Genomic DNA, 25540 nt, shown 5'->3' with positions numbered 1-25540 from the left:
CATAATGTGCAGCCGTGATCCCACGTATTTCGCGGTTTCCCGCTTTTATTACAGCGGGTTACGGGCGGCTTGGGTGTAACGTCCAGAAACAAAACCGTCCCGGGCATTTGCAAGGTTGCAGGCCCGTCCTGACTATCATGTGCCTATGCGTACAAACCAGCCCACACAGATTCTCGTCGTCGACGACGATCCCGAATTGCGCGACCTGCTGCGCGAATACCTGACCTCGCAGGGCTTTGCGGTGTCGGTGCTGCACGATGGCGATGGCCTGCAGGCCCGGCTGGAGCGCGAGCGCCCGGCGCTGATCGTGCTGGACCTGATGATGCCCAAGGTCGATGGCCTGACCGCCCTGCGCAACCTGCGTGCCAAGAACGACGACATCCCGGTGATCCTGCTGACCGCGCGCAGCGACGAGATCGACCGCATCGTCGGGCTGGAGATCGGCGCCGACGACTACCTGGGCAAGCCTTTCTCGCCGCGCGAGCTGCTGGCCCGCATCAACGCCGTGCTGCGCCGCAAGCTGGCCCGGCCTGCCGCCGCGCCGGAAGACCGCGAATCGATCGCCTTCGGCCCGTTCCGGGTGAATTTCCGCCAGCGTTCGCTGGAACGCAGCGGCCAGGCCGTGTCGATCAGCGATACCGAATTCGCGCTGCTGAAGCTGTTGCTGATGCATCCGCTGGAAGTGCTGTCGCGCGAGCGGATCGTCGAGCTGATGTATGGCACCGCCAATGGCATCAGCGACCGGGGCATCGACGTCCAGATCTGGCGCCTGCGCCGGCTGCTGGACGAAGACGCGCAGCGCCCGCGCTATATCCAGACCGTACGTGGCCGGGGCTACACCTTTGTGCCTGACGAAGCCGAGGACAGCGTTCCGCAATAAGGCTCCCGTCACGGAGCCTCCGCATGAAGCCAAGGCATGAAGCTAAGAATCGACACCCTGTTCGGCCGCATGGCGCTGCTGATCGCCGCCGTGCTGATGATCAGCCATTTCTCGTGGCTGGCCATCCTGCGCATGGATCGGCGCCAGCAGCAGATCGACTATTCGGTCGAGCAGATGCTGTTCCAGCTGGACAGCATCCAGCGCGCCCTCGACGCCAGGCCGCCCGTGCCGCTGCCGAGCCTGGTCGAAGTGGCCGATACCGCCGCGGCGGACGAGCACGCCGGCCGTCCGCAAGGTGGGCGGCCGCGCCGCCTGGTGGACCAGTTCACGCGCCGCCTGCCGCCGGGGTCCGAAGTGCGGCTGGAGGACGAACTGTCCACGCCCCGGCTCTGGATCAAGCTGCCCAACCGCAATCGCTGGATCGCCATGCCGATCCTGTTCGTGCATAACCCGCCGCCCGACAACCGGCTGATTCCGGGCGTGGTGCTGGTGGTAGGGGTGGCCATCGTCTTTGCGCTGTTCGTGGCGTGGCAGATCCAGCGGCCGGTGCGCGATATGGCGGAGGCGGCCGAAAAGCTGTCGCGCCAGCAGGCCGTGCCGCCGCTGCGCGAGCGCGGGCCGCACGAGTTGCGCCAGCTGATCGTGCGTTTCAATCGCATGGTGGCCGACCTGTTCCGCATCGACCAGGAGCGCAATACGATGCTGGCCGGCATCGCGCACGACCTGAAGACGCCGCTGGCGCGGCTGCGCCTGCGGGCCGAGATGCTGTCGGATCCCAAGGCGGCGGCCGGTGTGACGCGCGACGTGGACTCGATGTCGGCCATCGTGGAGCAGTTCCTGACCTTTGCGCAGAGCAGCGAGCCCACGGCCCGGCCGGTGCCGGTGGACAAGCGCATTGGAGAACTGGCGGCGTCGCTGCAGGAGCAGGACAGGCAGGTGGTGCTGGAACTGACCGCCGGCGACGGCTTCCGCATGATCGCCACCCAGCTGGACCGCATCATCGGCAATCTGGTGGACAACGCGTATGCCTACGGGGCCCCGCCGGTCTATGTGGCGACGTCGCGCACCACCGAGGGCTGGTGCCTGACCGTGGAAGACCAGGGCCCGGGCATCCCGGCCGACGCCATCGAGCGCGTGACCATGCCGTTCGTGCGGCTCGATCCGGCGCGCGGCGGCAATGCGCATTCCGGGCTGGGCCTGGCCATTGTCGACCGTCTGGTCCGGCAGGGCGGTGGCCGGTTGACGATCACCAACCGCGACGAAGGCGGCCTGCGCGTGGAGATGGTGTTCCCGTTCACGGCGATGGCGCAGGCGGCCTGATCGCGGCCCTGTCTCGGCAATCCGGCTCTCAGACCTTCTTCTTTTCCCCGATCCGGCTTTCCTTGCCGGCCAGCAATTTGGCGATATTGCTACGGTGGCGGGCAATCAGCAGGATGCCGATGACCAGCACGGCGCCGGCAATGATATCCACGCCGAACATCAGCACGTAGAAGAACGGCGCGAAGATCGCGGCCACCAGGGCGGCCAGCGACGAATAGCGGAAGAAGAACGCGATGATGAGCCAGCTGGCCAGCGTGCCGGCGCCCAGCAGCGGGTCGATCGCGAACAGGATGCCGGCCGCGGTGGCCACGCCCTTGCCGCCCGCGAAGCGGTGGAATACCGGGAACAGGTGGCCCAGGAACACGGCCAGCGCGGCCAGCGCGAGGCCGGTATCGTCCACGCCGTAGCCGGGGCCGAGGTGCTTGACCAGCATGATCGCCACATAGCCCTTCAGGCCATCGCCGACCAGCGTCAGGATCGCGGCCTTCTTGTTGCCGGTGCGCAGCACGTTGGTGGCGCCGGGGTTGCCGGAGCCGTAGCTGTGCGGATCGGGCAGGCCCATGACCTTGCTGACCACCACGGCGAACGACACCGATCCGATCAGGTAGGCGATGACGGCAAATATCAGGTTGACCATTGTGTGGGAATAAAGACAAGGAATTTCAGGCTGGCGCGATTGTAGCGCGGCACGGCGCCGGCGCACGCCGTGGTTTCCCCGGCGTCCGACAATCCGGCGGGCGGCCTGATCGCCATCAGTCGGGCAACGCGCAAGCCACCGGCCTGGCGTCCAGCAGATCGGTCAGCACGCCCGGGGCGATGCTGATCAGGTAGCCGCGCCGTCCGCCGTTGATATAGATAGTGTCCAGCGCCAGCACGGTGCCTTCCACGTAGACCGGCATGCGCTTCTTCGTGCCGAACGGCGACGTGCCGCCCACCATGTAGCCGCTGTGGCGCTGGGCCACCTCGGGCTTGCACGGCTGCACGCTCTTGGCGCCGATCTGCCGCGCCAGGTTCTTGGTCGATACCGAGCAGTCGCCATGCATCAGCACGATCATCGGCCTGGCGGCCTCGTCCTCCATCACCAGCGTCTTCACCACATTGTGCTCGGGCACGCCAAGCTGGCGCGACGATTCGGCGGTGCCGCCGTGGTCGACATAGTCGTAGGTATGCTCGCCGAACGCCACACCCTGCTTGCGCAGCATCTGCGTGGCCGGTGTCTCGGAGACGTGTTTCTGCTTGCTCATGGAACGGAATGGCAGCGCCGGCTCAGCCGCGCGGATGGTGATGCTGGTGCAGCTCGCGCAGGCGCTCGCGCGCCACGTGCGTGTAGATCTGCGTGGTGGAGATATCGGCATGGCCCAGCAGCAGCTGCACCACGCGCAGGTCGGCGCCGTGGTTCAGCAGATGCGTGGCAAAGGCGTGCCGCAGCGTATGCGGCGACAGCGGGGCATGGATGCCGGCCTCGCGCGCATGCTTCTTGATCAGGTGCCAGAACGTCTGGCGCGTCATGCCTTCGCCGCGCTGGGTGACGAACAGTGCGTCGCAGGCGCGGCCGGCCAGCAGCGCGGGGCGGCTTTCGGCCAGGTAGCGGCGCAGCCAGTCGCCGGCCTGGGCGCCAAACGGCACCAGCCGCTCCTTGTTGCCCTTGCCGCCCACCACGCGCGCCACGCCCTCGTTGAGCCCGATCTCGATCGTCTTCATGTTCGTCAGTTCCGACACGCGCAGCCCGCTGGCATACATCAGTTCGAGCATGGTGCGGTCGCGCAGGCCCAGCGGGGTGTCCTCGTCGGGGGCTTCCAGCAGCGCCTCGACCTGACCTTCGGACAGCGTCTTCGGAAAGCGCGGCGGCTGCTTGGCCGGGCGCAGCAGCAGGCACGGATCGGCGTCGATCATGTGCTCGCGCAGCGCCCACTGGTAGAAGCGGCGGAACACCGTCAGGCGACGGTTGGCCGACGACGCCCGGGTGGCGGCGTGGCGTGCCGCGAAGTAGGCGGACAGCGCCGTGTCGTCGGCGGCCAGCAGCGCGCAGGTGTCGCTGTCGTGCAGCCAGCGCGCCAGCAGCGCCAGATCGCGCCGATAGGCGTCGATGGTGTTCTTCGACAGCCCGTCTTCCAGCCACAGCGCATCGCAGAAGCGGTCGACCAGCGCCAGGTCTTCGGCCAGCCCCGCGCTCATAGGAGCATCGCCCTTTCATGGCGCAGCAGCCATCGCTTGACGCCCAGATGGAAGCCTTCCTCGCCGTGATGGGCGAAGCCGCCGAGCCCGTTGGCCGCCACTACGCGGTGGCACGGGATCACGATCGGGAACCAGTTCTGCCCGCACGCCTGGCCCACCGCGCGCGGCATGCTCTGCAGCGATCTGGCGATGGTGCCGTACGTGGTCAGCCCGCCGCGCGGCACGGCGCGGATGGCATCCCAGACCTTGCGCTGGAAATCGGTGCCGCGCGTGGCCAGCGGCAGGTCGAAGACCATGTCGGGGTTGTCGTAGTAGGCCGCGAGCTGTTCGGCCACTCGCTTCGTCAATGCGCTGGTTGGCGCAACGTCGGCAAAGCTGTCGGGCAGATAGACGAGCTCGTGCACCTGCGCGCCATCGATACGTACGCCGACCTTGCCGAATGGCGCGGGCAGGACGGCATCGAAGGGATGTGGCATGAAGGATGGCGGTTGAGAGGGCTAGGCCGGATTTTATGCCTATTTGTCTTGCACACCCCTGGTTTTCTTCCCTCTCCCGGGCGCGGGATAGGGGCGGGGGAGAGGCAAAGGCGCGTCAGGCACCTGCCACGGCCAGAACCCGCACCGCAAAAAAGAAGGACCACGCGAAGTGGTCCTTGACGAAAATTGCCGGGAAATCAGGCGCTTTACCCTCTCCCCCGACCCCTCTCCCGCAAACGGGAGGGGGGAGACCCCAAGGCCTGGCAAACGGCTTACTGCTCCAGCTTGATGTTCTGAACCTTCACCAGGTTCTTCATCTTGTCGAATTCCTTCTTGATTTCGGCGGCGTGCTGGGCCGGCGTGTTGCCCGACGGCTCGGCGCCGGCGGCTTGCAGGCGATCCACGAAGCCCTTGTCCTGCAGCGCCTTGACCACCGCGCCGTTCAGCTTGGCGATGATGTCGTCAGGCGTGCCGGCCGGGGCCACCAGGCCGTACCAGGCCGGGTCGTTCGGCTCCTTCAGGCCCATTTCGCCGAAGGTCGGCACGTTGGCCAGGCCGTCCACGCGCTTGTTCCAGGCCACCACGATCGGGCGCAGCTTGCCGGCCTTGATGTAGGGCATCGACGAGGGCAGGTTGTCCACCATGATCGGCACCTGGCCGGCCAGCACGTCGTTCAGCGCCGGGCCCGCGCCACGGTACGGAATGTGCACCATGAACGTCTTGGTCGATACCTTGAACTGCTCGCCCAGCATGTGGCCAAAGCCGCAGGTGCCCGACGACGCATACGAATACTTGCCCGGGTTGGCCTTCAGCACGGCCAGGAATTCCTTGTAGTCCTTGGCCGGGAAGTTCGGGTTCACCGCGATCACGTTGGCCACGTTCGCCACGTTGGCGATGGGCTTGAAGTCCTTGATCGGGTCGTACGACAGCTTCGGGTTGCAAGCCGGGTTCACGGCCATCGTCGACACCGTGGAGATGCCGATGGTGTAGCCGTCCGGGGCCGACTTGGCGATGGCGTCGGCGCCGATCGAGCCGCCGCCACCGGCGCGGTTTTCCACCACCACCGGCTGACCCAGGATACGGCTCATCTGGTCGGCCACGCCACGGCCGACGATGTCGGTCGTGCCGCCCGGCGCGAACGGAATGATCAGGCGGATCGGCTTGGTCGGATAGTTGCTCTGTGCTTGTGCTACGGATGCCACGGAGCCGGCGGCCATGAAGACCGTCGAAGCCAGGATCAGTGCTTTCTTGTGAGCTTGCATTGAGGAGAGTCTCCCGTCGTTGAAGCCGGGCGGATCGCGCCCGGGGAGGTCATGAAACACCGGCGTGCCGCCGCGGTTGCGGCGGTGCGCCGGCGTGCTTCGGAATCAGCCGCCCAGCAGGCCGCGCTTCAGGTTGCGGTCCACCGGGTGTTCGCCCAGGAAGATGCGCAGCACCGCCTGGTAGAAGTCTTCGCCCGGAATGGCCTGGCCACGCGGAATGCCGTTCAGCGTCACGGCGGTGCCGCCATTGGGCGTGAAGTCGAAATTGATGATGTCGCCGCGCTGGGCCGTGCCCAGCTGGCTCATCGTGCGTTCCAGCTGCGTCACGCGCTCGGACAGCAGCTGCATCTGCAGCTCGGAGTGGTTCTCGCGCAGCCCCTCGTTGAGGGCCTTCACGAACTGCGCCGATTCCACCTCGCGCAGCGGGCGGATCTGCAGCCGCTTCGGGCCCGGCGAGCCCAGCACCACGGTGGCGTTGCGGGCCCGCTCGGGCAGGTACAGCCCGGCCGCGTAGCCCTTGATCACGAATACCTGCCGCAGGCCCGTGCCGTTGAGCGACAACTGCCGGCCGCCCAGGCGGGCCATGTCGTCGAATCGCACGCCGTCGATCTCCATCGCCGATACCGACGGCAACAGCAGGCCGAGCGCCAGCGTCGCGCACAGCGAAACGGCAAGGCGGCGGGCAGGCGTGGCTCGGCGGAACGAAGACGGCGTGGACTTCATGGTGCGGCAGGCGGCGGCAAAGCCGCGGGCAAGGCGAAATTCAGCGTGCCATGTTCGTGGAATTCTGAAAAAATACCCATCCGGATCTGCCCTAGGCTTCACTTTTCGCGAAGCCGGCCGTCGGGCGCCACGATAACGACAAAGCATTCGAGACATGTCTGCCGCCCTGCTGCTGGTGCCGGATTTCAGCCTGATCCTCATCGGCTGGCTGCTGGTCCGATTTACCCCCTTTGACCGCGTGTTCTGGGCCAGCGTGGAACGCCTGGTCTATTTCGTGCTGTTCCCTGCGCTGCTGTTGCAATCCACCAACAGTGCGAAGTTCGACGTCTCGTCGACCTCGGCCATGCTCGGCCTGGCGCTGGCCACGATGGCCTTCGGCATGGCCACCGCCTATCTGGTGCGCTACGTGCTGCGGCCCGCCCCGATCGATTTCGCCTCGGGCTTCCAGACCGCTTTCCGCTTCAATTCCTATATCGGGCTGGCCCTGGCGGCGCGGCTCGGTGGCGGAGACGGGCTGGCGCTGATGGCGCTGCTGGTGGGCGTGACAGTGCCGCTGTGCAACGTGGCGGCGGTCTGGGCGCTGGCGCGGCATGGCGAATCGACGCTGCTGCGCGAACTGGCGCGCAATCCGCTGATCCTGGCCACGGCCATCGGCCTGGCCACCAACCTGCTGGGCTTGCATCCGCCCGAGGTGATCGGCATGACGCTGGGCCGCCTGGGTTCGGCATCGACCGCGCTGGGCCTGATGACCGTGGGCGCCGGCCTGCAGATGAGCGGGGCCACCGGCACGGCCGGCCCGATGGCGTGGTGGAGCGGCGTGAAGCTGCTGGCCATGCCGTGCTTTGCGTGGCTGGTCGGCAAATACCTGCCGCTGACCGCGCTGCAGTACCAGATCGTGGTCATCTATGCGTCGCTGCCGACGGCGTCCAGCGCCTATATCCTGGCCGTGCGCATGGGCGGCAACGGGCCGATGGTGGCCGCCACCATTTCCGCCATGACGGTGGCGGCGGTGGTGACCACGCCGGTCTGGCTGTCGCTGGTCCGCTAGGTCGCGGGCCTCAGGCGGTTCGGCCGGCGGTGTCCTGGGCCAGGGCCCAGTCGATGTGCTCGCGCACGAGCGGCGTGGCAGCGTCGCGCCGGGCCAGCAGCGCGGCGCGAATGCGCTGGGCCAGGGCGGGATCGCTGGCCGATGCCACGCGCAGGCTGTTGCCGAGCCCCACCGCCAGGTTGCGCAGCCAGCGTTCATGGCCGATGCGGCGGATCGGGCTGCCTTCGAGCCGCTGGTTGAATTCGGCTTCGGTCCAGCCGAACAGGTCGGCCATGTCGGGGGCGTCCAAGCCGTTGCGCACGTCGAAATCGGGCAGCGTGGCACGGTGCGCGAACTTGTTCCACGGGCAGGCCAGCTGGCAGTCGTCGCAGCCGTACACCCGGTTGCCCATTGGCGCGCGCAGTGGCTCGGGAATCGCGCCCTTGTGCTCGATCGTCAGGTAAGAAATACAACGGCGCGCATCGAGCCGGAACGGCTCCAGGATGGCCCCGGTGGGACAGATGTCGATGCAGCGGCGGCAATTGCCGCAATGGGGCGCTTCTGCCGGGTCCGCCGGCAGCGGGATATCGACCAGGATCTCGCCCAGGAAGAACATCGACCCGCCGTCGCGGTCCAGCAGCAGCGTGTGCTTGCCGCGCCAGCCCAGGCCACCCTGGCTGGCCAGCGCCACTTCCATGACCGGGGCCGAATCGGTGAACACGCGGTAGCCGAACGGGCCGATGGCCGTCTCGATGCGTGCCGCCAGCTGCTGCAGCCGGTTGCGCAGCACCTTGTGATAATCCCGGCCGCGCGCATAGAGCGAGATCACGGCGGTGGCGGGATCGTCGAGCCGCGCCAGTTCGTGGCGGCGCCAGTCGTCGGGCCCCTGCGCCGGCAGGTAGGGCATGCGGGCGACGATGGCGCGCACCGTGCCGGGCACCAGTTCATGCGGCCGGGCGCGCTTTGCGCCGTGGTTGGCCATATAATCCATGTCGCCGTGGTAGCCCGCCTGCAACCACGCCAGCAGGCCCGCCTCGGCGTGCCGCAGATCGACATCGGCGATACGGATGTCATCGAATCCGAGCGCGCGGCCCCAGCCGCGCAGGGACGCCGCCAGCGATGCCAGGTCCACGTCCGTGGTGACGGAGGCGGAATCTGGGCGCGCCGGAGCGGAATCTTCTGCGGGGTGCGCGATTTGCGCGGGGGTCGGGGCGGGCACTGCACGGTCGATCATCCCTGAATTGTACGCAATGCCCCTGCTCGAAGAACGCCTCCTGCCGCTGCCCGACGAAATCGCCACCGAACGGTTTGGCGCGGCGCTGGCCGGCGCGGTGCGCCACATGCCGCCGCGCACGGTGCATGTCCAGCTGTCCGGCGACCTTGGCGCGGGCAAGACCACGCTGTCGCGCGCCGTGCTGCGTGCGCTGGGGCATGCCGGCAAGGTCCGCAGCCCCACCTACACGTTGTGCGAGCCCTACGACGTGCAGCGCGCCGACGGCTCGCCGCTGACCGTCTACCACTTCGACCTGTACCGCTTTGCCGATCCCGAGGAATGGCTCGACGCCGGTTTTCGCGACTGTTTCGCCGAGCCGGCGTTCAACCTGGTGGAGTGGCCGGAGAAGGCCGGGCGTCTGCTTGGGGAACCCGACCTGCACGTGTTGCTCCAATCGGACAACCGCGTGCCACAAATTGCCGTTAATGGGAATGAAGATGGCGCGGATCGCCGCATGGCAACGCTGCGCGCCTATACTCCCACTGGACTTACCCTGCTGAACGCATGCTGATCAAGCGACTTGCCACCGACCGACCCGATGGACCCGACGGACTGCTTCAGGCCCGCCGCAAATGGATGGCGCAGGCCCTGAAGGCTGGCGCCGGGACGGTGGTGCTGTCGCTGTGCGGCCCGCAGATCGCCTTTGGCGCCGGCATCGTGGCCGTGCGTGTCTGGCCCGCCGAGGATTACACCCGCGTCACGATCGAATCGGACGAAAAGCTCGTGGCCGTCCACCAGATGATCCGCAACCCGGACCGCCTGGTGGTGGACATCGATGGCCTGGACCTCTCGCCCACGCTGCGCGAGCTGGTGGCCAAGATCACGCCGAACGACCCCTATATCCAGTCGGTACGGGTGGGCCAGAACCGGCCGCGCGTGGTGCGGATGGTGTTCGACCTGAAGGAAGACGTGTCTCCGCAGGTGTTCACGCTGCTGCCGATTGCCGAGTACAAGAACCGGCTTGTGTTCGACCTGTATCCGGTCAATCCGCCCGATCCGCTCTGGAAGCTCGTGCGCGACACCGAAGACAAGCAGCGCCGGTTTGCCTCGACCACGCCGCCCGCGGGCAGTGACGCCCCGGTTGCCGGCGCGCCCGCCGGGGCCGAGGAAGACGCCATCGGCGCCATCGTTCGCAAGTTCGAGGACCGTGGCCAGCTGCCGCCGGCCACCACGGCACCGCCGCCCGCCATCGCCGCCGTGAAGCCCAAGCCGTCGGCGCCGTCCACGGGGGACAAACCGGCCGCGCCGCCCGTGCCGCCGCCGATCGCCCAGACCAATGTGCCGCCGCCAAGCCAGTTCAAGATGCGCCGGCTGCTGACCGTGGCGCTGGACCCCGGCCACGGTGGCGAAGATCCGGGTGCCATTGGCGCGGCCGGGTCGCGCGAGAAGGACGTGGTGCTGCAGATCGCGTCGCGCCTGCGCAAGAAGATCGATTCGGAGCCCAATATGCGCGCCATGATGACGCGCGATTCGGACTTCTTCGTGCCGCTGAACGTGCGCGTGCAGAAGGCGCGCCGCGTGCAGGCCGACCTGTTCGTGTCGATCCACGCCGATGCCTTCGTGTCGCCGGAGGCGCGCGGCGCGTCGGTGTTCGCGCTGTCCGAGCGCGGCGCGTCGAGTTCGGCCGCGCGCTGGCTGGCCAACAAGGAAAACAATGCCGACCTGATCGGCGGCACCAACATGGGCAACAAGGACGCCCAGGTGTCGCGCGTGCTGCTGGACCTGTCCACCACGGCGCAGATCAACGACAGCATGCAGGTGGGCAAGTCGGTGCTGCAGGAAATCGGCGGCATCAACCGGCTGCACAAGGGCAGCGTCGAGCAGGCCGGGTTTGCCGTGCTGAAGGCGCCCGATATCCCGTCGATCCTGATCGAGACCGCGTTCATTTCCAATCCGGAAGAGGAGCGCAAGCTCAACGACGACGCCCACCAGGAGCAACTGGCCAACGCGATTCTGCGCGGTATCAAGGCGTACTTCGCCAAGAACCCGCCGCTGTCGAGGAATCCGTCGGTGTAACACGCCGAATCTCAACAAACAACGGCGCCGAAGCGCCGTTTTTTTGTTGGACTGGACGAAGTGCGATCAGGCGCGCACCGCGTTGCGGGCTTCCTTGACTTCGTCGCGGCTGGCATAGCGCGCCGCGATGACCGAGCAGACGATCAGTTGCAGCTGGTGGTAGACCATCAGCGGCAGCACCAGCAGGCCCAGCGCCGGATGGCCGGCAAACAGGATCTTGGCCATCGGGATGCCGTTGGCCAGGCTCTTCTTCGAGCCGCAGAACACGGCCGTGATTTCGTCCTCGACCGAGAAACCCAGGCGACGCGCCGTGAACGTGGTGGTGCCCAGGATCACGAACAGCATCACGGCGGCGATACCCATCACCGCGCCAATCGTCTGCCATGAGTACTGGTGCCACAGGCCGGCGGCGGTGGCATCGCAGAACGACGAATATACGATCAGCACGATCACGCCACGGTCGATCTTGTTGGTGATCTGCTTCTTCCTGGCCAGCCAGTTGCCGATCAGCGGGCGGAAGGCCTGGCCCAGTGCAAACGGCAGCAGCAGTTGCAGTGCCACGCCGGTCAGCGCGCGGCCCAGCGGCATCGAGGCACCGCTGGCGCTGATCACGAGGCCCATCAGCAGTGGGGTCAGCGCCATGCCGATCAGGCCCGAGATGGTGGCGTTGAAAATGGCGCCCGGTACATTGCCGCGCGCCATCGACGTCATGGCCACCGACGACGATACCGTGGACGGCAGCGCGCACAGGTAGAACACGCCAAGTAGCAGTTCGGCCGGCAGCGTGTTGCGCAGCGACAGCATCAGCAGTACACCCACGATCGGAAACACGATGTACGTGAACGACTGCACGAAGACGTGCAGGCGCCAGTGCTTGGCCCCGGCCACGAGCTTGTCGCGCGACAATGCGGCGCCGTGCAGGAAAAACACCAGCGCGACACCCAGGCTGGTGACGATGCCGAGATGCAGCGGGCCATTGCCGGCGCCAATCTCCGGCGCCACCAGCGCAATGCCGATCGCGCACAGCATGATGAGAACGAACCCGTCAATCAGGTCGTAGATCTTTTTGAAAGGGGCGAGGAGGGTAGCCATTGGGGATAGTGCGTAAGGGTTTCCGCTTGGTATTGGACGCTTGTCTTGCTTAGAATGCAAATTCATTTATCGTATTTATTCATTTTTTAGTTGCATGAATTACACACTCCGGCAGTTACGGGTCTTTCTCGCGGTGGCCGCGCACGGCAGTTTCAGCCGGGCGGCGGATGCCGTCGGCCTTACCCAGCCGGCCGTCAGCCGGGGTGTGGCCGAACTGGAAGAGGCGCTTGGCGTCCGGTTGCTGGACCGCACCACGCGTGAAGTGGTGCTGACTGACGCCGGCACCGCGTTGGTCCCGGCATTGGAGCGACTTTTGGGCCAGCTCGACGACACGCTCGAAGAAACCCGGCAGTTAGGGGAACGCTATCGGGGGAGGGTAGTGATAGCCAGTGCGCCGACCATCTCGGCGCGGCTGATGCCGATGTATGTGGCGGCCTGCGCCAGCCGGTACCCCGAGATCCGGTTGTTTGTACGCGACAACGTGCAGGCCGACGGACTCGAACAGATTCGCGCCGGGGCGGTGGACTTCGGCGTGCTGATCGATCCGCTGGCACGGGAAGGGCTGACCATTGCGCCCCTGGCCACCGATCCGTTCTGCTTCGTATGCCGGCGCGACCACCCGCTGGCCGGCGCCGATTCCGTGCCCTGGAGCGCCCTGCATGGCGAGCGCCTGGTGCTGCTGGACTTTGCGTCGGGCAGCCGGCCGCTGATCGACCGCATTCTGGCGCGCCACGGCGTGGCCCCCCAGGTGGTACAGGAGCTGGGCCACTCGGCCAGCGTGTTCGGGATGGTGGAGGCGGGGATCGGCGCCTCGGTGCTGCCGTCGTTCTCGCTGCCGTTGCCGGCGGCGTCGCCGCTGGTGTCCCGGCCGCTGACCCCGCGCGAGGAACGCCGCATCGTCATGGTGCGGCGCGAAGACAGATCGCTGTCGCCAGCCGCCGCCGCTGTCTGGGAAATGGTCCAGACCATGCCGATCCCGGCCGAAGTGGTGACTGACTAGGTCACCAGGGCGCCATGGTTTCGAAGCTGCCGGGCATCAGCGCGCCGGCACGGCCGTGACCAGCGCGGCCTCCAGCGCGAAGCTGCCATCGGCCTGCACGCGGTAGCGGTCGCGCACTTCGGCAGGCGCCTTGTCCCAAAGGTGGCGGATGGCCGCCTGCGCTACCTCCGGCGTGCGCATGCGCGCCACCCAGCTCTGGAATTCGATGTCGATGCGCCACACCGGCGACACCTCTACCTCGAATCCCGCCTGCCCGAACAGGCGCGCCCAGCCCACCGGCGTGTAATCACGGATATGCGACGGATCGCGCAGCAGTTCCACCGATTGCAACCAGGTGTCGCAGAGCGGGTCTTCGGCGCCGACGATATCGATCAGCACCACCTTGCCGTTGGGCTTGAGCACGCGGCGGATTTCGCGCAGCGCGGCCGGCACGTCGCGCCAGTGATGCGCGCTCATGCGGGAGATCACGGCGCAGAAGCTGGCATCGTCAAACGGCAGCCGTTCGGCGGCACCTTGCCGGGTGGTGATATTGGACAGGCCACGGTCCCGGGCGGCGCCGGCCACGACCTCGAGCATGTCGGCCGACAGGTCGTAAGCCACCACTTCGTTGGCAACCGTTGCGGCGGCAAAGCTGGCATGGCCGGCGCCGCAGCCCAGGTCGAGCACGCGGCTGTGCGCCACGGGCTTCAGGTGTGCCAGCGCCTGCCTGAGTTGTTCCAGATCCGCGCCCTGGGCGTGGACGGTGCTGGTGAGATACGCACTGGCGGTGGCGCCGAACTGGGCGGCGACGAGTTCCTGCTGTTGCATGAGGGGTGCCTCGTTCTTTTTGGAAGGATGAAAGGAAGGGGGATTGCCCGGGCCCGGGGGTTCACGTACTGTAGACGCCGTGTTTTCCCGGTACAAGTCACTCATTTATCCTGGTATAAGCGCCACCAGCCATGTCCGTCGAACCCCTTCCCGCCCCCTCGCGCGAATCCGAACTGGGTGCCTTCCTGCGCAATCATCGCGAACGGCTGAACCCGGCCGATGTGGGCCTGCCACCGGGCCGGCGGCGCCGCACGCCGGGTCTGCGCCGCGAGGAAGTCGCGCAACTGGCCGGGCTCAGCGCCACGTGGGTCACGTGGCTGGAGCAGGGGCGTCCGGTGGCGATGTCGGTGCGTGCGCTGGAAAGCCTGGCGCAGGCCCTGCGCCTGTCGCGCGCGGAACGCGCCTATCTGTTTGCGCTGGCCGGCAAGCCCGAGCCCCGGCACGACGCCGAGCCGATGGTCCCCCAGGCGCTGCTGGCCAGTGTGCAGGCGATTGCGGCACCGGCTTATCTGCTGGATCGGCAGTGGACGGCCCTGGCCTGGAACGATGCGGCGGCCGATCTGTTCGTGGGATGGCTCGACGACGCCAGCACCGAGCGCAATCTGTTGCGGGCCATGTTCCTGTCGCCCGGCCTGCAGACGCTGGTGGAAGACTGGCCGCACCGGGCGGCGCGGCTGGTGGCGGAATTTCGCGTGCATAGCCTGCGCCATGCGGAAGACCCGCCCACGCGCGGGCTGGTAGAGCAGTTGATGGCGGACAGTCCGGCATTTGCCAACGCCTGGCGGTCGCAGGATGTTGAGGAAAGGCAGGGCGGCCGGCGCGGCTTTCATCATCCCGCGCACGGCCTGATCTATCTGGAGCAGCTGACGCTGGTGCCGCCGGCCGTGCCGGGCTTGATGCTGGCGATGCTGCTGCCGCCGGCGTAGGCCGGGGCTGCCTTACTTCGGCTGCATGCGGATCGCGCCGTCCAGGCGGATCACTTCGCCGTTCATCATCGTGTTGCCGATAATGGCCTGCGCCAGCTTTGCGAACTCCGTCGGACGGCCCAGGCGGGGCGGGAACGGCACCATCTTGCCCAGCGCGTCCTGCACTTCGGGCGGCATGCCCAGCAACATCGGCGTTTCGAACAGCCCCGGCGCGATGGTCATGCAGCGCACGCCGTCGCGGGCCAGATCGCGGGCGATGGCCAGCGTCATGCCCACCACGCCACCCTTGGACGCCGCATAGGCCGCCTGGCCAATCTGGCCATCGAAGGCCGCCACCGACGCCGTATTGATGATCACACCGCGCTCGCCTTCGGCATCGGGGGTGTTTTCCACCATTGCCGCCGCCGCCAAGCGGATCATGTTGAACGTGCCGATCAGGTTCACGCGGATGGTCTTCTCGAACGCGTCGAGCGGATGCGGGCCATTCTTGCCCACGGTCTTGGCGGCCACCGCGATGCCGGCGCAGTTGACCAGGCCAGACAGCCGGCCGAGCTTGCGCGCCGCATCGACCACGGCCTGGCCATCGGCCTCCGACGTGACATCGCACTTCACGTACTGGCCGCCCAGCTCCTGGGCCAGCGCGGTGCCGGCTGCCTCGTTGAGGTCGGCGATCACGACCTTGCCGCCCACCTGCGCCAGCATGCGCGCGGTGCCCGCGCCCAGCCCCGACGCGCCGCCGGTGACAATGAATACGTTGCCCTGGATGTCCATCGGTCTGTCTCCTTGTTTTTGAAATGCGGCGATCCGGGTGCCGCAAGTTGAGTGCCGCAAGTTGGGTGCCGTTTACGTTAACGTAAACCGCCGCCCCACGTAAGCCCGGGTCAGCCCCAAAAACAAGAACGGCCCAGGAATGCCTGGGCCGTTTCCGGTGTCCTGCAACGGAGGGCGGATTACTTCAGCGCCTCGAACACGCTTGCCGTGATCTTGTCCACGTCGCCCACGCCCGAGATCTTGCGATACTGCGGCGGCGCAACCTTGGCCGATGCGTCACCCTTGGTGGCCCAGTCCGAGTAGTAGTCCACCAGCGGGCGGGTCTGCTGCGAATAGACTTCCAGGCGCTTGCGCACGGTCTCTTCCTTGTCGTCGTCGCGCTGGATCAGCGGTTCGCCGGTTTCGTCGTCGACGTTTTCCACCTTCGGCGGGTTGTAGCGCACATGGTAGGTACGGCCCGACGCCACGTGGACACGGCGGCCGCTCATGCGCTCGATGATGGCATCGAACGGCACGTCGATTTCCAGCACGTAGTCGATGGCCACGCCGGCTTCCTTCATGGCCTCGGCCTGCGGAATCGTGCGCGGGAATCCGTCGAACAGATAGCCCTTTGCGCAGTCCGGCTGCTTAAGACGGTCCTTCACGAGGCCGATAATGATGTCATCCGACACCAGTCCGCCCGCGTCCATCACCTTCTTGGCTTCGATGCCCAGCGGCGTACCGGCCTTCACCGCGGCGCGCAGCATGTCGCCGGTGGAGATTTGCGGAATGCCGAACTTCTCGCAGATGAACTTGGCTTGCGTGCCTTTGCCGGCGCCAGGCGCGCCCAACAGGATCAAACGCATTTACGGGTCCTCAAGGTATTTGAATTCGGTCTGGCGGGATCTATGGAAGGAGGGTACCGCTGCAACTTGACGCGGGACTTACGTCCGGCCATGCCTCGACGTCGCTACGTGAAGGTCAAGGCATATGCTGGCGTCCGCTCATGCGCGGCGCCCGAAGCGCGGCGTCGTCCGGCTGTCGTGCGAAAGTCCTGCAATTCGCGGCGACTGGCCAGCGGCGCGCATCCGGGCGGCTCGATCTTTATCTCCCCACCGAGCCTTTGCCGCCGTGTCGCGCACGGCTGCGGGCTCTGTATCGGCAGGCATTATGCCATGGGCAATGCCGGTTCGGCCTTCGTCCAGGTTGCAGCAGTATGAACTCCAGCGGGAAACCGGGGTCTACGGCACCGGCCGAGTGATGCTCAGGGACCGTCCTGTGCCATGCCCTGCGCCCAGAGCGCGCGCACGCGCTCCAGATCGGCCGGCGTGTCCACGCCCGGGGCTGGCGCCGCCGCCGTCACCATCACGCCAATACGCTCGCCGTGCCACATGGCGCGCAGCTGCTCCAGCGCTTCCACCTGTTCGACCGGCGAGATCGCCAGCGTCGGGAATCGCCGCAGGAAGCCGGCACGATAGGCGTAGATGCCGATATGGCGCAGCACGGGCATGGCCGGCATCGGCACCTGCGCGGTGGCGGCCGGCTGGGTCGGCACCGCGGCCCAGGCGTCGCGTGCCCATGGAATCGGCGCGCGCGAGAAGTACAGCGCGCGGCCAGCGTTGTCGCACACCACCTTCACGACGTTGGGATTGAAGACCTCGGCCACATCGTCCAGCGGATGCGCGGCCGTGGCGATCGCGCAATCGGGGTGCGCGGCCAGGTGCAGCGCCACCTCGTCGATCAGGTTCGGATCGATCAGCGGCTCGTCGCCCTGCACGTTGACCACGATGGCGTCGTCCGCCAGGCCCAGCTGGGCGGCCACTTCGGACAGGCGGTCCGTGCCCGACGGATGGTCGGCGCGCGTGATCACGGCCTCCACGCCGCGCGCGGCGCAGGCGGCCGCCACGTCGGGCGCATCGGTGGCCACCACGGTGCGCTGCGCCGACGACGCATGCGCGCGTTCGGCCACGCGCACGATCATCGGATGACCGCCAATATCGGCCAGCGGCTTGTTGGGCAGCCGGGTGGACGCCAGGCGCGCCGGAATGACGACGGTAAATGCGGGAATGCTCATGATGATTGCCGGATCGCGCCGACGCGGGCGGCGCGGGGGTCCGCTCAGTGGTCGGACGGTTCCACGGGCACCACGCGGCCCGGTACCGACTGGCGCGCTTCGTCGGCCAGCATGACCGGAATGCCGTCGCGAATCGGGTAGGCCAGCTTGTCGGCGTGGCAGATCAGTTCCTGGGCGGCGCGGTCGTACTCCAGCTTGCCCTTGCACAGCGGGCAGACGAGGATTTCAAGCAGCCGGTTGTCCATCCTGGTGTTCCTTGTCGAGTCCGGTCGCCGCGCCGGAGGATTGCCCCGTGGTCACGGGGGTGGCGACGGCCGGGTTGCGCGCCAGTACGACGCGCCGGATTTTGTCGATCAGGCCCGCGTCGATCACGGGCGTGGTGGGGACGACCCAGATCCTCGGGTCGTCAAAACGCTCGCATTTTACGGCATCCTTCTCGGTGATCAGGATCACGTCCGCATGGAGCGCATCGTCGTTGCCGGCGAACGGGTCGTCGGCGAAATCGTAGTGGTCGGGCAGCGGCATCGTCGCCGTGGGCGTCAGGCCCGCCCGGCGCAGGCTGGCAAAGAACCGTTCCGGATTGCCGATGCCGGCCGCGGCCAGCACGCGCTTGCCCGCGAACTGCGCGACCGGGCGCGCCATGGTGGGGTCGTTGAGCTGCCAGGCGTCATCGAGCTCCAGCCGCATTCCATAGACGTCGGGCTTGTCCGGCGTGGCCTTGAAGTTCGGGTCGTTGATCAGCGTGGCGTCGCGCGGCCGGCTCAGCGGCTCGCGCAGCGGCCCGGCCGGCAACAGCATGCCGTTGCCGCCCATCCGTGCATCGAACATGACGATCTCGAAGTCGCGCTGCAGCCGGTAATGCTGCAGCCCGTCGTCGAGCAGCAGCACGTTGACGCCCGGATGCGACACCAGCATCGTCTGCGCGCACAACGCCCGGTCGGGGAACACCCACACGGGCACATCGGTGGCACGCGCGATCAGCAGCGGTTCGTCGCCCACGTCCACGGCCTTCGAGGTCGGCTTGACCCGGCGCGGGTGCTTCAGTGCCACGCCGTAGCCCCGCGATACCACGCCGGGACGCAGCCCGGCCTCGCACAGCGCATGGGCCAGGGCGATCACGGCCGGCGTCTTGCCGGTGCCGCCCACCGTCACGTTGCCGACCACGATCACCGGCATCGGCAGGCGCGTCGACTGGAACCAGCCCTGGCGGTAGCCGTGGCGCCGGATGCGCGCGATCAGCCCGAACAGCAGCGACAGCGGCCACATCAGCCAGGCGAACCAGCCGCGGCGCTGCCACTGGGCGGTGACGAAGTCGGCAAGGGCGTGTCGGGGAGCGGGCATGAGCGGGACGGATGGAAAAAGGCGATGCCACCCTGGGGTGGCATCGGCCCGATGCAGACATTATGGGCATTGCGCAGCGCATGCGGCAAGTTTGCCGCCCGTCCGGCCCTGCGCGCCCGGTGCGGGGGTCAGCGTTGCTGCGCGGTCTGCGTGGCGAAGGTCAGGCGCGACAGCCCCGCCACGCGGGCCGCTTCCATCACGTTGATGACGGCCTGGTGGGTGGCCTGGGCATCGGCATTGACGATGACCACCGGCTGCTGCCCGCTGCCGGCCGGGCCGGCGGCGCTGCGCAGCTGGTCGGCCAGGCTGGTGACGTCCTTCTGCTCCAGCACGTGCTTGTTGACGGAGTAGACCCCGCGCGCCGAAACCGATACGACGATCTCGGTCGGGTGTTGCTGTGCGCGGTCGGCATCGGCCGTGGGCAGCTGGATCTGCAGTTCGGTAAAGCGCGAGTACGTGGTCGTGATCATCAGGAAGATCAGGATCACAAGCAGCACGTCGATGAGCGGGATCAGGTTGATCTCCGGCTCCTCGCGCCGCTGGCGGGAACGGAAACGCATGGCGTGCTCCCGGCCGCGTCAGGCCCTGCGCTGCGGCAGGATGGCGTCCAGGAACGCGGTGGCGCGGAATTCGAGCTCGGCCACGTAGTCGTCCACCAGGCGCCGGAAGTAGCGCCAGAAGATCAGGGCCGGAATCGCCACGATCAGGCCGAAGGCCGTGTTGTAAAGCGCCACCGAGATGCCGTGCGCCAGCTGCTCGGGGTTGGCGCCCGTGCCGCCCTGGTTGCCGAAGATCTCGATCATGCCGATCACGGTGCCCAGCAGGCCCATCAGCGGCGCCACCGAGGCAATCGTGCCCAGTGCGTTCAGGTAGCGTTCCAGGTCGTGCGCCACGATGCGGCCGGCTTCTTCCACCACGTCCTTGGCCGCGTCGCGCGACGTTTGCGGCTGCAGCACCACATGGCGCAGGCCGGCGGCCAGCACGCGGCCCAGCGGGGAGTTCTTTTCGAGATTGTTGACGACCTCGGGCGTGGCCTTGCGCTGCTGGGCGGCGGAGAGCGCCTCCTCGTACAGCTTCGGCGGCAGGATCTTGCTGCGCTTGAGGGAAACGAAACGTTCGACGATCAGCGCGAGCGCAATGACCGAGGCCAGCAGCAGCGGCCAGATCGGCCAGCCGGCCGCTTGAATGATGGAAAACACGTGGACCCCCGAAATTCTACGAAAGCGACAGACCCGAAATGGACGGCGTGACGACAAACTGCGCGGCAGCCTTTGATGCGCGCTGGCTCCCGTGCGCACCGGCAATGCTCGAAAAATTGCAGGCGCCACTCTAACCCGCTCCCGGCCAGCCCGGCAAGCCGCGTTGGAGGCCGCTGTCTGCGGCTTTCCACACTGACGCGGGACAGCATTGTGGACCACTTGTGGAAAGCCTTCGGAAAAACGGGCTAACCCATTGATTCGAAAGGATTGCCGGGTCATTGCCTGTTTTTTGTGCAGCACGGGCAAAGCACACGGAATCGACCGGGTTTGCCGGTTCGACGGGCGCCATCGGCCGTTTCCATCACAACTTTCCACATACTGGCGGGACAGTGTTGTGGATCGGCTGTGGAAAGCCGTCGAAGACAGGCGCTAACCCATTGATCGGAAAGCGAAAGCATTGTTGTGCTTAAAAAACGGTCAATGCGTTGGCGCAGCGGGCACCCGTTGCCGCCCACCCAAGGGCGTTAACTTTCCACATCGGTACAGGACAGGATTGTGGATCGGTTGTGGATAAGGCCGGGAGAAGCCGGCTAACCCCTTGATCCATATGACGGTATACGTATCTGCCTAAAAAATGGGCAGCCCGGGTGCCCGGGCGTGCCGTGCGGCACGGTCGACTTCCCGCTAGCGCATGCGTTGCCACAGCGCGCTTCGATGCGCAACGTATACGTTGTCCACAGGCCAGACCCTTGACAAATCCATTATCCAAAGCTTCTGTGGATAACTTTGTGAACAAGCGCCGGCCGGTTTTGGTAAGTGGTTGACGCGTAAGGCTTTCTCTTACATTGCCTGTTTTTTGGTCCCGCCAGAAACCTCAAACGAATCAATAGCTTGTACCGACTCATGCGGAATGCCGGCGAACACATGGGGACTGGGCGGTGGCTCTTGACATAGCGGTTATGCTGTGGACATGTCCATCTCACGCCGCCTGCGCGGTTGTGCACCATGCCAGAGAACGAGAACCTTTCGCGTTTTGCGCCGTCTCAGCCGCCCTCGCGCACGCGCGACGTGATTCCGGTCAGCGAACTCAACCATGCGATTGCCGGCGTGCTCGAACGCAGCTTTCCGTTGGCCTGGGTCAGGGGAGAGATCTCGAACTTCACCCGCGCGGCCAGCGGCCACTGGTATTTCTCGCTCAAGGATGCCCGCGCGCAAATCCGCTGCGTGATGTTCCGGGGACGTAACCAACACGTGGACTTCGCGCCGCGCGAGGGCGAGGCCGTCGAAGTGCGCGCCGTGGTGTCGATGTACGAGGCGCGCGGCGAACTGCAGCTGGGCGTGGAAGCCATGCGCCGCGCCGGCCTGGGCAATCTCTACGAAGCGTTCCTGCGGCTCAAGGAAAAACTTGCACAGGCGGGTCTGTTCGATCCCGCACGCAAGCGGCCGATCCCGTCGCATCCGCGCACCATCGGCGTGATCACGTCGTTGCAGGCCGCCGCGATGCGCGACGTACTGACCACGCTGCAGCGGCGTGCGCCCCACGTCAACGTGATCGTATACCCCGTACCAGTCCAGGGCGCCGGCGCGGCGGACAAGATCGCCACCATGCTCGATACGGCCAGCGCGCGCGACGAATGCGATGTGCTGATCCTGTGCCGCGGCGGCGGCAGTATCGAGGACCTGTGGTCGTTCAACGAGGAAGTGGTGGCGCAGGCCATCGCGCGCAGCCGCGTACCGGTGGTGTCCGGGGTGGGTCACGAAACCGATTTCACGATTGCCGACTTCGTGGCCGATGTCCGCGCCCCCACGCCGACCGGCGCGGCCGAAATGGTCAGCCCGGACCGCGCGCATCTGCTCCAGGCCGCCCGCCGCGCCCGCGAGGCGCTGGCGCAGTGCATGGACCGCCAGCTCGAACGTCGCGCGCAGCATCTGCAGTGGCTGTCGCGCCAGTTGCGCAGCCCGCAGGCGCAAGTGCAGGAACGGCGCGCGCACGTCGACAATCTGGCCCGACACTTGCGTGCGGCACTGCGCGATACGGTGTCCGCGCAGCGCCATCGGCATGACGTGCTGGCCATGCGCTGGCGGGCCTGCCGGCCCGATACGAGTGCGGCACAGGCGGCGCTGGACCGTATGGCGGCGCGCATGGACGCCGCGCTGGAACGCCGTCACGAACGTGAAACACAGCGGCTGGCGCGCGCGGCCGGGGCGCTGGAACTGCTGGCCCCGCAGCGCACGCTGGAACGCGGTTACGCGGTGCTGCTCGACAATCGCGGGCGGGCCCTGCGGTCGCCCAGCGACCTGCGCGCCGGCAGCATTGTCGAGGCGCATCTGGCGGACGGCACGGCGGACCTGGAAATCGCCAATGTACAGGCCAAACTGGCGGCTTTCTGAGGGTTTCCGAGGCGCGCGCGCCGCCCCTGGTTGCGACTGATTCTCAGTCGATTGCAATGGCTCCCCTGGGCGGCCGCAGGGGAAACTAACATGAGGTCAGGGGGCTTTCCGGGGCCGTTTGCGCGGGTCTGGCAAGTCACCTACAATCGGCCATTCTCCCCACCAAAACCGTAGAGACAGAACAATGGAACACACGCTCCCTCCTCTCCCGTACGCGCATGACGCCCTGGCTCCGCACATCTCCAAGGAGACCCTGGAGTTCCATCATGACAAGCACCACCAGACGTACGTCACGAACCTGAACAACCTGATCAAGGGCACCGAGTTCGAGAACGCTTCGCTGGAAGAAATCGTCAAGAAGTCGTCGGGCGGCATCTTCAACAACGCTGCCCAGGTGTGGAACCACACGTTCTACTGGGAATCGATGAAGCCGAACGGCGGCGGCCAGCCGACCGGTGCCCTGGCTGACGCGATCAACGCCAGGTTCGGTTCGTTCGACAAGTTCAAGGAAGAGTTCACGAAGACGGCCGTTGGCACCTTCGGTTCGGGCTGGGCCTGGCTGGTCAAGAAGACCGACGGCTCGCTGGACCTGGTGTCCACCTCGAACGCCGCCACGCCGCTGACCACCGACGCCAAGCCGCTGCTGACCTGCGACGTGTGGGAACACGCCTACTACATCGACTACCGCAATGCCCGTCCGAAGTATGTCGAGGCATTCTGGAACGTCGTGAACTGGGACTTCGCTTCGAAGAACTTCGCCTGAGTGCCTGCGCTGGCCGCATCAGGCGGCCAGGTGCGGTCCCCAGCAAAGAGCCCCGGAAATTCCGGGGCTTTTTCGTTTGCGCACGGAACGGCGTGCAGCGTTACGGTTCGCGCGCCCAGCCCGCGCGCCGCCATGCCACGGGCCCCATCGACGCCAGCGTCACGCCTGCCACGATCAGCGCGCAGGCCAAAAAGATCATCGACCCATCGCGGTCGGTGACCTTGCCCGCCAGCGCCAGGCACAGCATCGACAATACGGGTGTGCCGTAGCCGAGGATGCCGATCTGCGCGGTGTTGCCATGCCGCATGGCGTAGTCCCACAGCACGAACGAGATGCCCAGCGGCCCCAGGCCGATCGCCGCGACCCACGCCAGGTCGCTGGCCGATGGCACGAAGCGCGGCTCGATCAGCAGGTGACTGGCAATGGCCATCAGCCCGGCCCCCAGGCAGAAAGCGCCGACGGCCCACGACGAGAACGGCGGCAACCATCGCGCGCCCAGCGAATAGACCGCCCAGACGATGGCGGCCAGCAGCGCCAGCGCATAGCCGGCCATGTGCGTGCCGTCCGGTCCGCCAACGTCCGCGCCGAATGCGCCGGCGCCCGATCCCGCCGTGATGGCAACGATGCAGCCGCCAAAGCCACATAGCGCGCCGGCGACCTTGGTGATGCCGTCGATGCCGCGCCAGACCGTGGTGCCAAGCAGCACCAGGAGCAACGGCCACAGGTAGTTGATCAGGTTGGCGTGGGCAATCGGCGCCAGCCTGAACGCCATGACCAGGCCCGCGTTGTACACGAACAGGCACGTCACGCCGAACGCCAGCGTGCGCGGCGGCACACGCCACTCGCGTACGCGGTGCAGGCAGGTCGCGCTGCCCAGGCACAGCGCCAGGCCCGTCAGCAGCAGCGGCGGCACGTCGGGTGCGTGGGACACCAGCGTTGCGAACGACGCCCAGAGCAGGATCGCGCCGGCGGCGCAGAGCCATGCGACGAGCCTCATGCCGCCGCTCCCAGGGCGGTGCCTTCGCAGTCGTCCGCCACGTTGAAGTCCGTCAGGCAATTCAGTTTCATGGCGCGGATCTGCTCGGTCATGAAATCGATAAACACGCGGATGCGCGTGGGCAGATGCTGGCGGCTCAGGTAGCAGATGTAGTGGCCCCGATCGTCGGGCGCATGGCGCGCCAGCGCCACCAACAGTTCTCCACGGGCGATGTGGTCGCAGATCTGGTAGCCGGCCATCTGCGCGACCCCCCAGCCCGCCAGCACCGCGTGCAGCACCAGGTCGGCGTCGTTGAACGTCATGCGCGCGCGGGGCAGGAACTTGCGGACGATGCCGTCGGCCTTGAACTCCCATTCGAAGATGCGCCCGCTGGAAAAGCGGAAGTTGATGCACTCGTGCTGCGGCAGGTCGTCCAGCGTCTGCGGCAGCCCGTGGCGGGCCACGTAGGACGGCGCGGCGCATAGCGCCATCTGCATCGGGATGAGCTGTTTGGCGATGATGCTCGAATCCTCGATCCGCCCGTTGCGGAAGGCGACGTCGATCTGTTCCGATGCGAAGTCCGTGGGCCGGTCGTCCAGCAGCAGGTCGATGGCGATGTCCGGGTAGCGCTGGACGAATCTGTCGAGCAGCGGCGCCACGATCTTGCGGCCGAACCCCACGGTGGCACTGATGCGCACCAGGCCGCGTGGCGGGCCCTCGCGCAGTTCCAGCATGTCATTCATGGCCTCCACGATATGCGTGACGCCCTGATGGCAGTTTTCGAAAAAGCGTTGGCCTTCGCGCGTGAGCTGCGTGGTGCGCGTGGTGCGCAGGAACAGCCGCGTGCTCAACTGGGTTTCCAGCTTCTGCACGTTGCGGCTGACCGCCGAGCGCCCGATGCCCAGGCGCTCGCCGGCCTTGGCGAAGCTGCCTTCGCTGGCCACGGCCATGAACGCCATGATGCCGGCGTAGCTGGCGGCAAAGCTCGTCGACAGTGCGTCGGCGCGGTTTGGCAGGCTGAGCCTGAAATTGCGGTCCGGCGCGTCGGCCGGTTGTATCGGTTCCATGA

General features: G+C 66.8%; 27 protein-coding genes. 9 read left to right on the top strand and 18 right to left on the bottom strand.

All coding sequences use genetic code 11. The features are described from left to right. The first annotated feature begins 145 nt into the window (after positions 1–145). Both AC24R4_RS13940 and AC24R4_RS13935 read left to right on the top strand, forming a co-directional pair. Positions 146–880: a response regulator gene (locus AC24R4_RS13940; RefSeq protein ID WP_066739401.1), complete on the top strand. Its 735-nt coding sequence runs from the start codon at positions 146–148 to the stop codon at positions 878–880. A 36-nt stretch (positions 881–916) separates the two neighbouring features. Further along, positions 917–2200: an ATP-binding protein gene (locus AC24R4_RS13935; RefSeq protein WP_400392691.1), complete on the top strand. Its 1284-nt coding sequence runs from the start codon at positions 917–919 to the stop codon at positions 2198–2200. A 28-nt stretch (positions 2201–2228) separates the two neighbouring features. Here AC24R4_RS13935 and plsY read toward each other — a convergent pair whose 3' ends face one another. The 6 genes from plsY to AC24R4_RS13905 form a co-directional block, all read right to left on the bottom strand. Then, on the bottom strand, positions 2229–2837 hold the full coding sequence (gene plsY / locus AC24R4_RS13930) for a glycerol-3-phosphate 1-O-acyltransferase PlsY (protein WP_400392689.1): 609 nt from the start codon (positions 2835–2837) through the stop codon (positions 2229–2231). Between the two features lie 115 nt (positions 2838–2952). Continuing rightward, entirely contained in the window at positions 2953–3444 is a 492-nt protein-coding gene (ybaK, locus tag AC24R4_RS13925; protein WP_400392687.1) for a Cys-tRNA(Pro) deacylase, read from the bottom strand. A 22-nt stretch (positions 3445–3466) separates the two neighbouring features. Then, a complete protein-coding gene (gene xerD / locus AC24R4_RS13920) occupies positions 3467–4375 on the bottom strand; it encodes a site-specific tyrosine recombinase XerD (RefSeq protein WP_400392685.1) in 909 nt (302 codons plus the stop codon). Next, the gene (locus AC24R4_RS13915) at positions 4372–4851 is read right to left on the bottom strand and encodes a methylated-DNA--[protein]-cysteine S-methyltransferase (RefSeq protein WP_400392683.1); all 480 of its coding nucleotides are present in this window, start codon (positions 4849–4851) and stop codon (positions 4372–4374) included. Before AC24R4_RS13915 ends, xerD begins: the two co-directional genes overlap by 4 nt. Positions 4852–5123: 272 nt before the next feature. Beyond that, positions 5124–6113 (bottom strand): tripartite tricarboxylate transporter substrate binding protein BugE, encoded by a 990-nt coding sequence (locus AC24R4_RS13910; RefSeq protein WP_400393054.1) that lies wholly within the window; start codon positions 6111–6113, stop codon positions 5124–5126. A gap of 105 nt (positions 6114–6218) precedes the next feature. Then, complete coding sequence (locus AC24R4_RS13905) at positions 6219–6836, bottom strand: chalcone isomerase family protein (protein ID WP_400393052.1); 618 nt, start codon at positions 6834–6836, stop codon at positions 6219–6221. Between the two features lie 154 nt (positions 6837–6990). Between AC24R4_RS13905 and AC24R4_RS13900 the strand changes: the two genes are divergently transcribed. Further along, complete coding sequence (locus AC24R4_RS13900) at positions 6991–7884, top strand: AEC family transporter (protein ID WP_400393050.1); 894 nt, start codon at positions 6991–6993, stop codon at positions 7882–7884. A 10-nt stretch (positions 7885–7894) separates the two neighbouring features. Here AC24R4_RS13900 and queG read toward each other — a convergent pair whose 3' ends face one another. Beyond that, positions 7895–9097 carry a tRNA epoxyqueuosine(34) reductase QueG gene (gene queG / locus AC24R4_RS13895; RefSeq protein ID WP_400393048.1) on the bottom strand — a complete coding sequence of 401 codons (1203 nt, stop codon included), beginning with the start codon at positions 9095–9097 and terminating at the stop codon, positions 7895–7897. A gap of 16 nt (positions 9098–9113) precedes the next feature. Here queG and tsaE point away from each other — a divergent pair, with 16 nt between their 5' ends. Together tsaE and AC24R4_RS13885 are read left to right on the top strand one after the other, a co-directional pair. Further along, positions 9114–9647 (top strand): tRNA (adenosine(37)-N6)-threonylcarbamoyltransferase complex ATPase subunit type 1 TsaE, encoded by a 534-nt coding sequence (gene tsaE, locus AC24R4_RS13890; RefSeq protein WP_400393046.1) that lies wholly within the window; start codon positions 9114–9116, stop codon positions 9645–9647. After that, positions 9641–11152, top strand: coding sequence for an N-acetylmuramoyl-L-alanine amidase (locus tag AC24R4_RS13885; RefSeq protein ID WP_400393044.1), 1512 nt, complete (start codon positions 9641–9643; stop codon positions 11150–11152). The genes tsaE and AC24R4_RS13885 overlap by 7 nt, the downstream gene beginning before the upstream one ends. A gap of 66 nt (positions 11153–11218) precedes the next feature. Here AC24R4_RS13885 and AC24R4_RS13880 read toward each other — a convergent pair whose 3' ends face one another. Next, positions 11219–12244 carry a bile acid:sodium symporter family protein gene (locus AC24R4_RS13880; protein WP_153946648.1) on the bottom strand — a complete coding sequence of 342 codons (1026 nt, stop codon included), beginning with the start codon at positions 12242–12244 and terminating at the stop codon, positions 11219–11221. A 94-nt stretch (positions 12245–12338) separates the two neighbouring features. Between AC24R4_RS13880 and AC24R4_RS13875 the strand changes: the two genes are divergently transcribed. Further along, entirely contained in the window at positions 12339–13244 is a 906-nt protein-coding gene (locus AC24R4_RS13875; RefSeq protein WP_400393042.1) for a LysR family transcriptional regulator, read from the top strand. Positions 13245–13280: 36 nt separating this feature from the next. Here the strand turns inward: AC24R4_RS13875 and AC24R4_RS13870 are convergent, their stop codons facing one another. After that, on the bottom strand, positions 13281–14051 hold the full coding sequence (locus AC24R4_RS13870; RefSeq protein WP_400393040.1) for a class I SAM-dependent methyltransferase: 771 nt from the start codon (positions 14049–14051) through the stop codon (positions 13281–13283). Between the two features lie 131 nt (positions 14052–14182). Between AC24R4_RS13870 and AC24R4_RS13865 the strand changes: the two genes are divergently transcribed. Next, a complete protein-coding gene (locus AC24R4_RS13865; RefSeq protein WP_400393038.1) occupies positions 14183–14977 on the top strand; it encodes a helix-turn-helix transcriptional regulator in 795 nt (264 codons plus the stop codon). A gap of 12 nt (positions 14978–14989) precedes the next feature. Here AC24R4_RS13865 and AC24R4_RS13860 read toward each other — a convergent pair whose 3' ends face one another. The 7 genes from AC24R4_RS13860 to AC24R4_RS13830 form a co-directional block, all read right to left on the bottom strand. After that, positions 14990–15748, bottom strand: coding sequence for a 3-hydroxyacyl-CoA dehydrogenase (locus tag AC24R4_RS13860; RefSeq protein WP_400393036.1), 759 nt, complete (start codon positions 15746–15748; stop codon positions 14990–14992). Between the two features lie 179 nt (positions 15749–15927). Further along, the gene (gene adk / locus AC24R4_RS13855) at positions 15928–16593 is read right to left on the bottom strand and encodes an adenylate kinase (RefSeq protein ID WP_400393034.1); all 666 of its coding nucleotides are present in this window, start codon (positions 16591–16593) and stop codon (positions 15928–15930) included. Positions 16594–16991: 398 nt separating this feature from the next. Further along, positions 16992–17801 (bottom strand): 3-deoxy-manno-octulosonate cytidylyltransferase, encoded by an 810-nt coding sequence (gene kdsB, locus AC24R4_RS13850; RefSeq protein ID WP_487523275.1) that lies wholly within the window; start codon positions 17799–17801, stop codon positions 16992–16994. A 44-nt stretch (positions 17802–17845) separates the two neighbouring features. Continuing rightward, positions 17846–18046 carry a Trm112 family protein gene (locus AC24R4_RS13845; RefSeq protein ID WP_153946655.1) on the bottom strand — a complete coding sequence of 67 codons (201 nt, stop codon included), beginning with the start codon at positions 18044–18046 and terminating at the stop codon, positions 17846–17848. Further along, on the bottom strand, positions 18027–19142 hold the full coding sequence (gene lpxK, locus AC24R4_RS13840) for a tetraacyldisaccharide 4'-kinase (protein WP_153946656.1): 1116 nt from the start codon (positions 19140–19142) through the stop codon (positions 18027–18029). Before lpxK ends, AC24R4_RS13845 begins: the two co-directional genes overlap by 20 nt. Positions 19143–19270: 128 nt before the next feature. Continuing rightward, the gene (locus AC24R4_RS13835) at positions 19271–19702 is read right to left on the bottom strand and encodes an ExbD/TolR family protein (RefSeq protein ID WP_400395937.1); all 432 of its coding nucleotides are present in this window, start codon (positions 19700–19702) and stop codon (positions 19271–19273) included. 18 nt (positions 19703–19720) lie between these two features. Next, positions 19721–20341 (bottom strand): MotA/TolQ/ExbB proton channel family protein, encoded by a 621-nt coding sequence (locus AC24R4_RS13830; RefSeq protein WP_400395938.1) that lies wholly within the window; start codon positions 20339–20341, stop codon positions 19721–19723. A gap of 1005 nt (positions 20342–21346) precedes the next feature. On the opposite strand from AC24R4_RS13830, the gene xseA reads away from it, so the two are divergent. Both xseA and sodB read left to right on the top strand, forming a co-directional pair. Then, a complete protein-coding gene (gene xseA, locus AC24R4_RS13825; protein ID WP_487523274.1) occupies positions 21347–22732 on the top strand; it encodes an exodeoxyribonuclease VII large subunit in 1386 nt (461 codons plus the stop codon). Between the two features lie 184 nt (positions 22733–22916). Then, positions 22917–23495: a superoxide dismutase [Fe] gene (sodB, locus tag AC24R4_RS13820; protein ID WP_153946660.1), complete on the top strand. Its 579-nt coding sequence runs from the start codon at positions 22917–22919 to the stop codon at positions 23493–23495. A gap of 100 nt (positions 23496–23595) precedes the next feature. Here the strand turns inward: sodB and AC24R4_RS13815 are convergent, their stop codons facing one another. Together AC24R4_RS13815 and AC24R4_RS13810 are read right to left on the bottom strand one after the other, a co-directional pair. Then, positions 23596–24492 (bottom strand): DMT family transporter, encoded by an 897-nt coding sequence (locus tag AC24R4_RS13815; protein ID WP_487523273.1) that lies wholly within the window; start codon positions 24490–24492, stop codon positions 23596–23598. Beyond that, positions 24489–25538, bottom strand: coding sequence for a LysR family transcriptional regulator (locus tag AC24R4_RS13810; protein ID WP_487523272.1), 1050 nt, complete (start codon positions 25536–25538; stop codon positions 24489–24491). Before AC24R4_RS13810 ends, AC24R4_RS13815 begins: the two co-directional genes overlap by 4 nt. Positions 25539–25540 lie beyond the last annotated feature (2 nt).

This window comes from Cupriavidus sp. CER-90, from assembly GCF_057652055.1.
Note: the sequence above shows the minus strand (reverse complement) of the source record. Positions and strands in the feature narration are given on the sequence as shown.

Excerpts from the sequence above, each read along its gene's own strand:
- sodB (WP_153946660.1), top strand. The coding sequence starts at position 22,917 with ATGGAACACACGCTCCCTCCTCTCCCGTACGCGCATGACGCCCTGGCT.
- tsaE (WP_400393046.1), top strand. The coding sequence starts at position 9,114 with ATGCCCCTGCTCGAAGAACGCCTCCTGCCGCTGCCCGACGAAATCGCC.
- AC24R4_RS13935 (WP_400392691.1), top strand. The coding sequence starts at position 917 with ATGAAGCTAAGAATCGACACCCTGTTCGGCCGCATGGCGCTGCTGATC.
- AC24R4_RS13910 (WP_400393054.1), bottom strand. The coding sequence starts at position 6,113 with ATGCAAGCTCACAAGAAAGCACTGATCCTGGCTTCGACGGTCTTCATG.
- AC24R4_RS13880 (WP_153946648.1), bottom strand. The coding sequence starts at position 12,244 with ATGGCTACCCTCCTCGCCCCTTTCAAAAAGATCTACGACCTGATTGAC.
- AC24R4_RS13940 (WP_066739401.1), top strand. The coding sequence starts at position 146 with ATGCGTACAAACCAGCCCACACAGATTCTCGTCGTCGACGACGATCCC.
- AC24R4_RS13915 (WP_400392683.1), bottom strand. The coding sequence starts at position 4,851 with ATGCCACATCCCTTCGATGCCGTCCTGCCCGCGCCATTCGGCAAGGTC.
- AC24R4_RS13865 (WP_400393038.1), top strand. The coding sequence starts at position 14,183 with ATGTCCGTCGAACCCCTTCCCGCCCCCTCGCGCGAATCCGAACTGGGT.
- adk (WP_400393034.1), bottom strand. The coding sequence starts at position 16,593 with ATGCGTTTGATCCTGTTGGGCGCGCCTGGCGCCGGCAAAGGCACGCAA.
- lpxK (WP_153946656.1), bottom strand. The coding sequence starts at position 19,142 with ATGCCCGCTCCCCGACACGCCCTTGCCGACTTCGTCACCGCCCAGTGG.
- AC24R4_RS13835 (WP_400395937.1), bottom strand. The coding sequence starts at position 19,702 with ATGCGTTTCCGTTCCCGCCAGCGGCGCGAGGAGCCGGAGATCAACCTG.
- AC24R4_RS13900 (WP_400393050.1), top strand. The coding sequence starts at position 6,991 with ATGTCTGCCGCCCTGCTGCTGGTGCCGGATTTCAGCCTGATCCTCATC.
- AC24R4_RS13815 (WP_487523273.1), bottom strand. The coding sequence starts at position 24,492 with ATGAGGCTCGTCGCATGGCTCTGCGCCGCCGGCGCGATCCTGCTCTGG.
- AC24R4_RS13875 (WP_400393042.1), top strand. The coding sequence starts at position 12,339 with ATGAATTACACACTCCGGCAGTTACGGGTCTTTCTCGCGGTGGCCGCG.
- AC24R4_RS13845 (WP_153946655.1), bottom strand. The coding sequence starts at position 18,046 with ATGGACAACCGGCTGCTTGAAATCCTCGTCTGCCCGCTGTGCAAGGGC.
- AC24R4_RS13860 (WP_400393036.1), bottom strand. The coding sequence starts at position 15,748 with ATGGACATCCAGGGCAACGTATTCATTGTCACCGGCGGCGCGTCGGGG.
- xerD (WP_400392685.1), bottom strand. The coding sequence starts at position 4,375 with ATGAGCGCGGGGCTGGCCGAAGACCTGGCGCTGGTCGACCGCTTCTGC.
- kdsB (WP_487523275.1), bottom strand. The coding sequence starts at position 17,801 with ATGAGCATTCCCGCATTTACCGTCGTCATTCCGGCGCGCCTGGCGTCC.
- ybaK (WP_400392687.1), bottom strand. The coding sequence starts at position 3,444 with ATGAGCAAGCAGAAACACGTCTCCGAGACACCGGCCACGCAGATGCTG.
- queG (WP_400393048.1), bottom strand. The coding sequence starts at position 9,097 with ATGATCGACCGTGCAGTGCCCGCCCCGACCCCCGCGCAAATCGCGCAC.
- xseA (WP_487523274.1), top strand. The coding sequence starts at position 21,347 with ATGCCAGAGAACGAGAACCTTTCGCGTTTTGCGCCGTCTCAGCCGCCC.
- AC24R4_RS13810 (WP_487523272.1), bottom strand. The coding sequence starts at position 25,538 with ATGGAACCGATACAACCGGCCGACGCGCCGGACCGCAATTTCAGGCTC.
- AC24R4_RS13870 (WP_400393040.1), bottom strand. The coding sequence starts at position 14,051 with ATGCAACAGCAGGAACTCGTCGCCGCCCAGTTCGGCGCCACCGCCAGT.
- AC24R4_RS13905 (WP_400393052.1), bottom strand. The coding sequence starts at position 6,836 with ATGAAGTCCACGCCGTCTTCGTTCCGCCGAGCCACGCCTGCCCGCCGC.
- plsY (WP_400392689.1), bottom strand. The coding sequence starts at position 2,837 with ATGGTCAACCTGATATTTGCCGTCATCGCCTACCTGATCGGATCGGTG.
- AC24R4_RS13885 (WP_400393044.1), top strand. The coding sequence starts at position 9,641 with ATGCTGATCAAGCGACTTGCCACCGACCGACCCGATGGACCCGACGGA.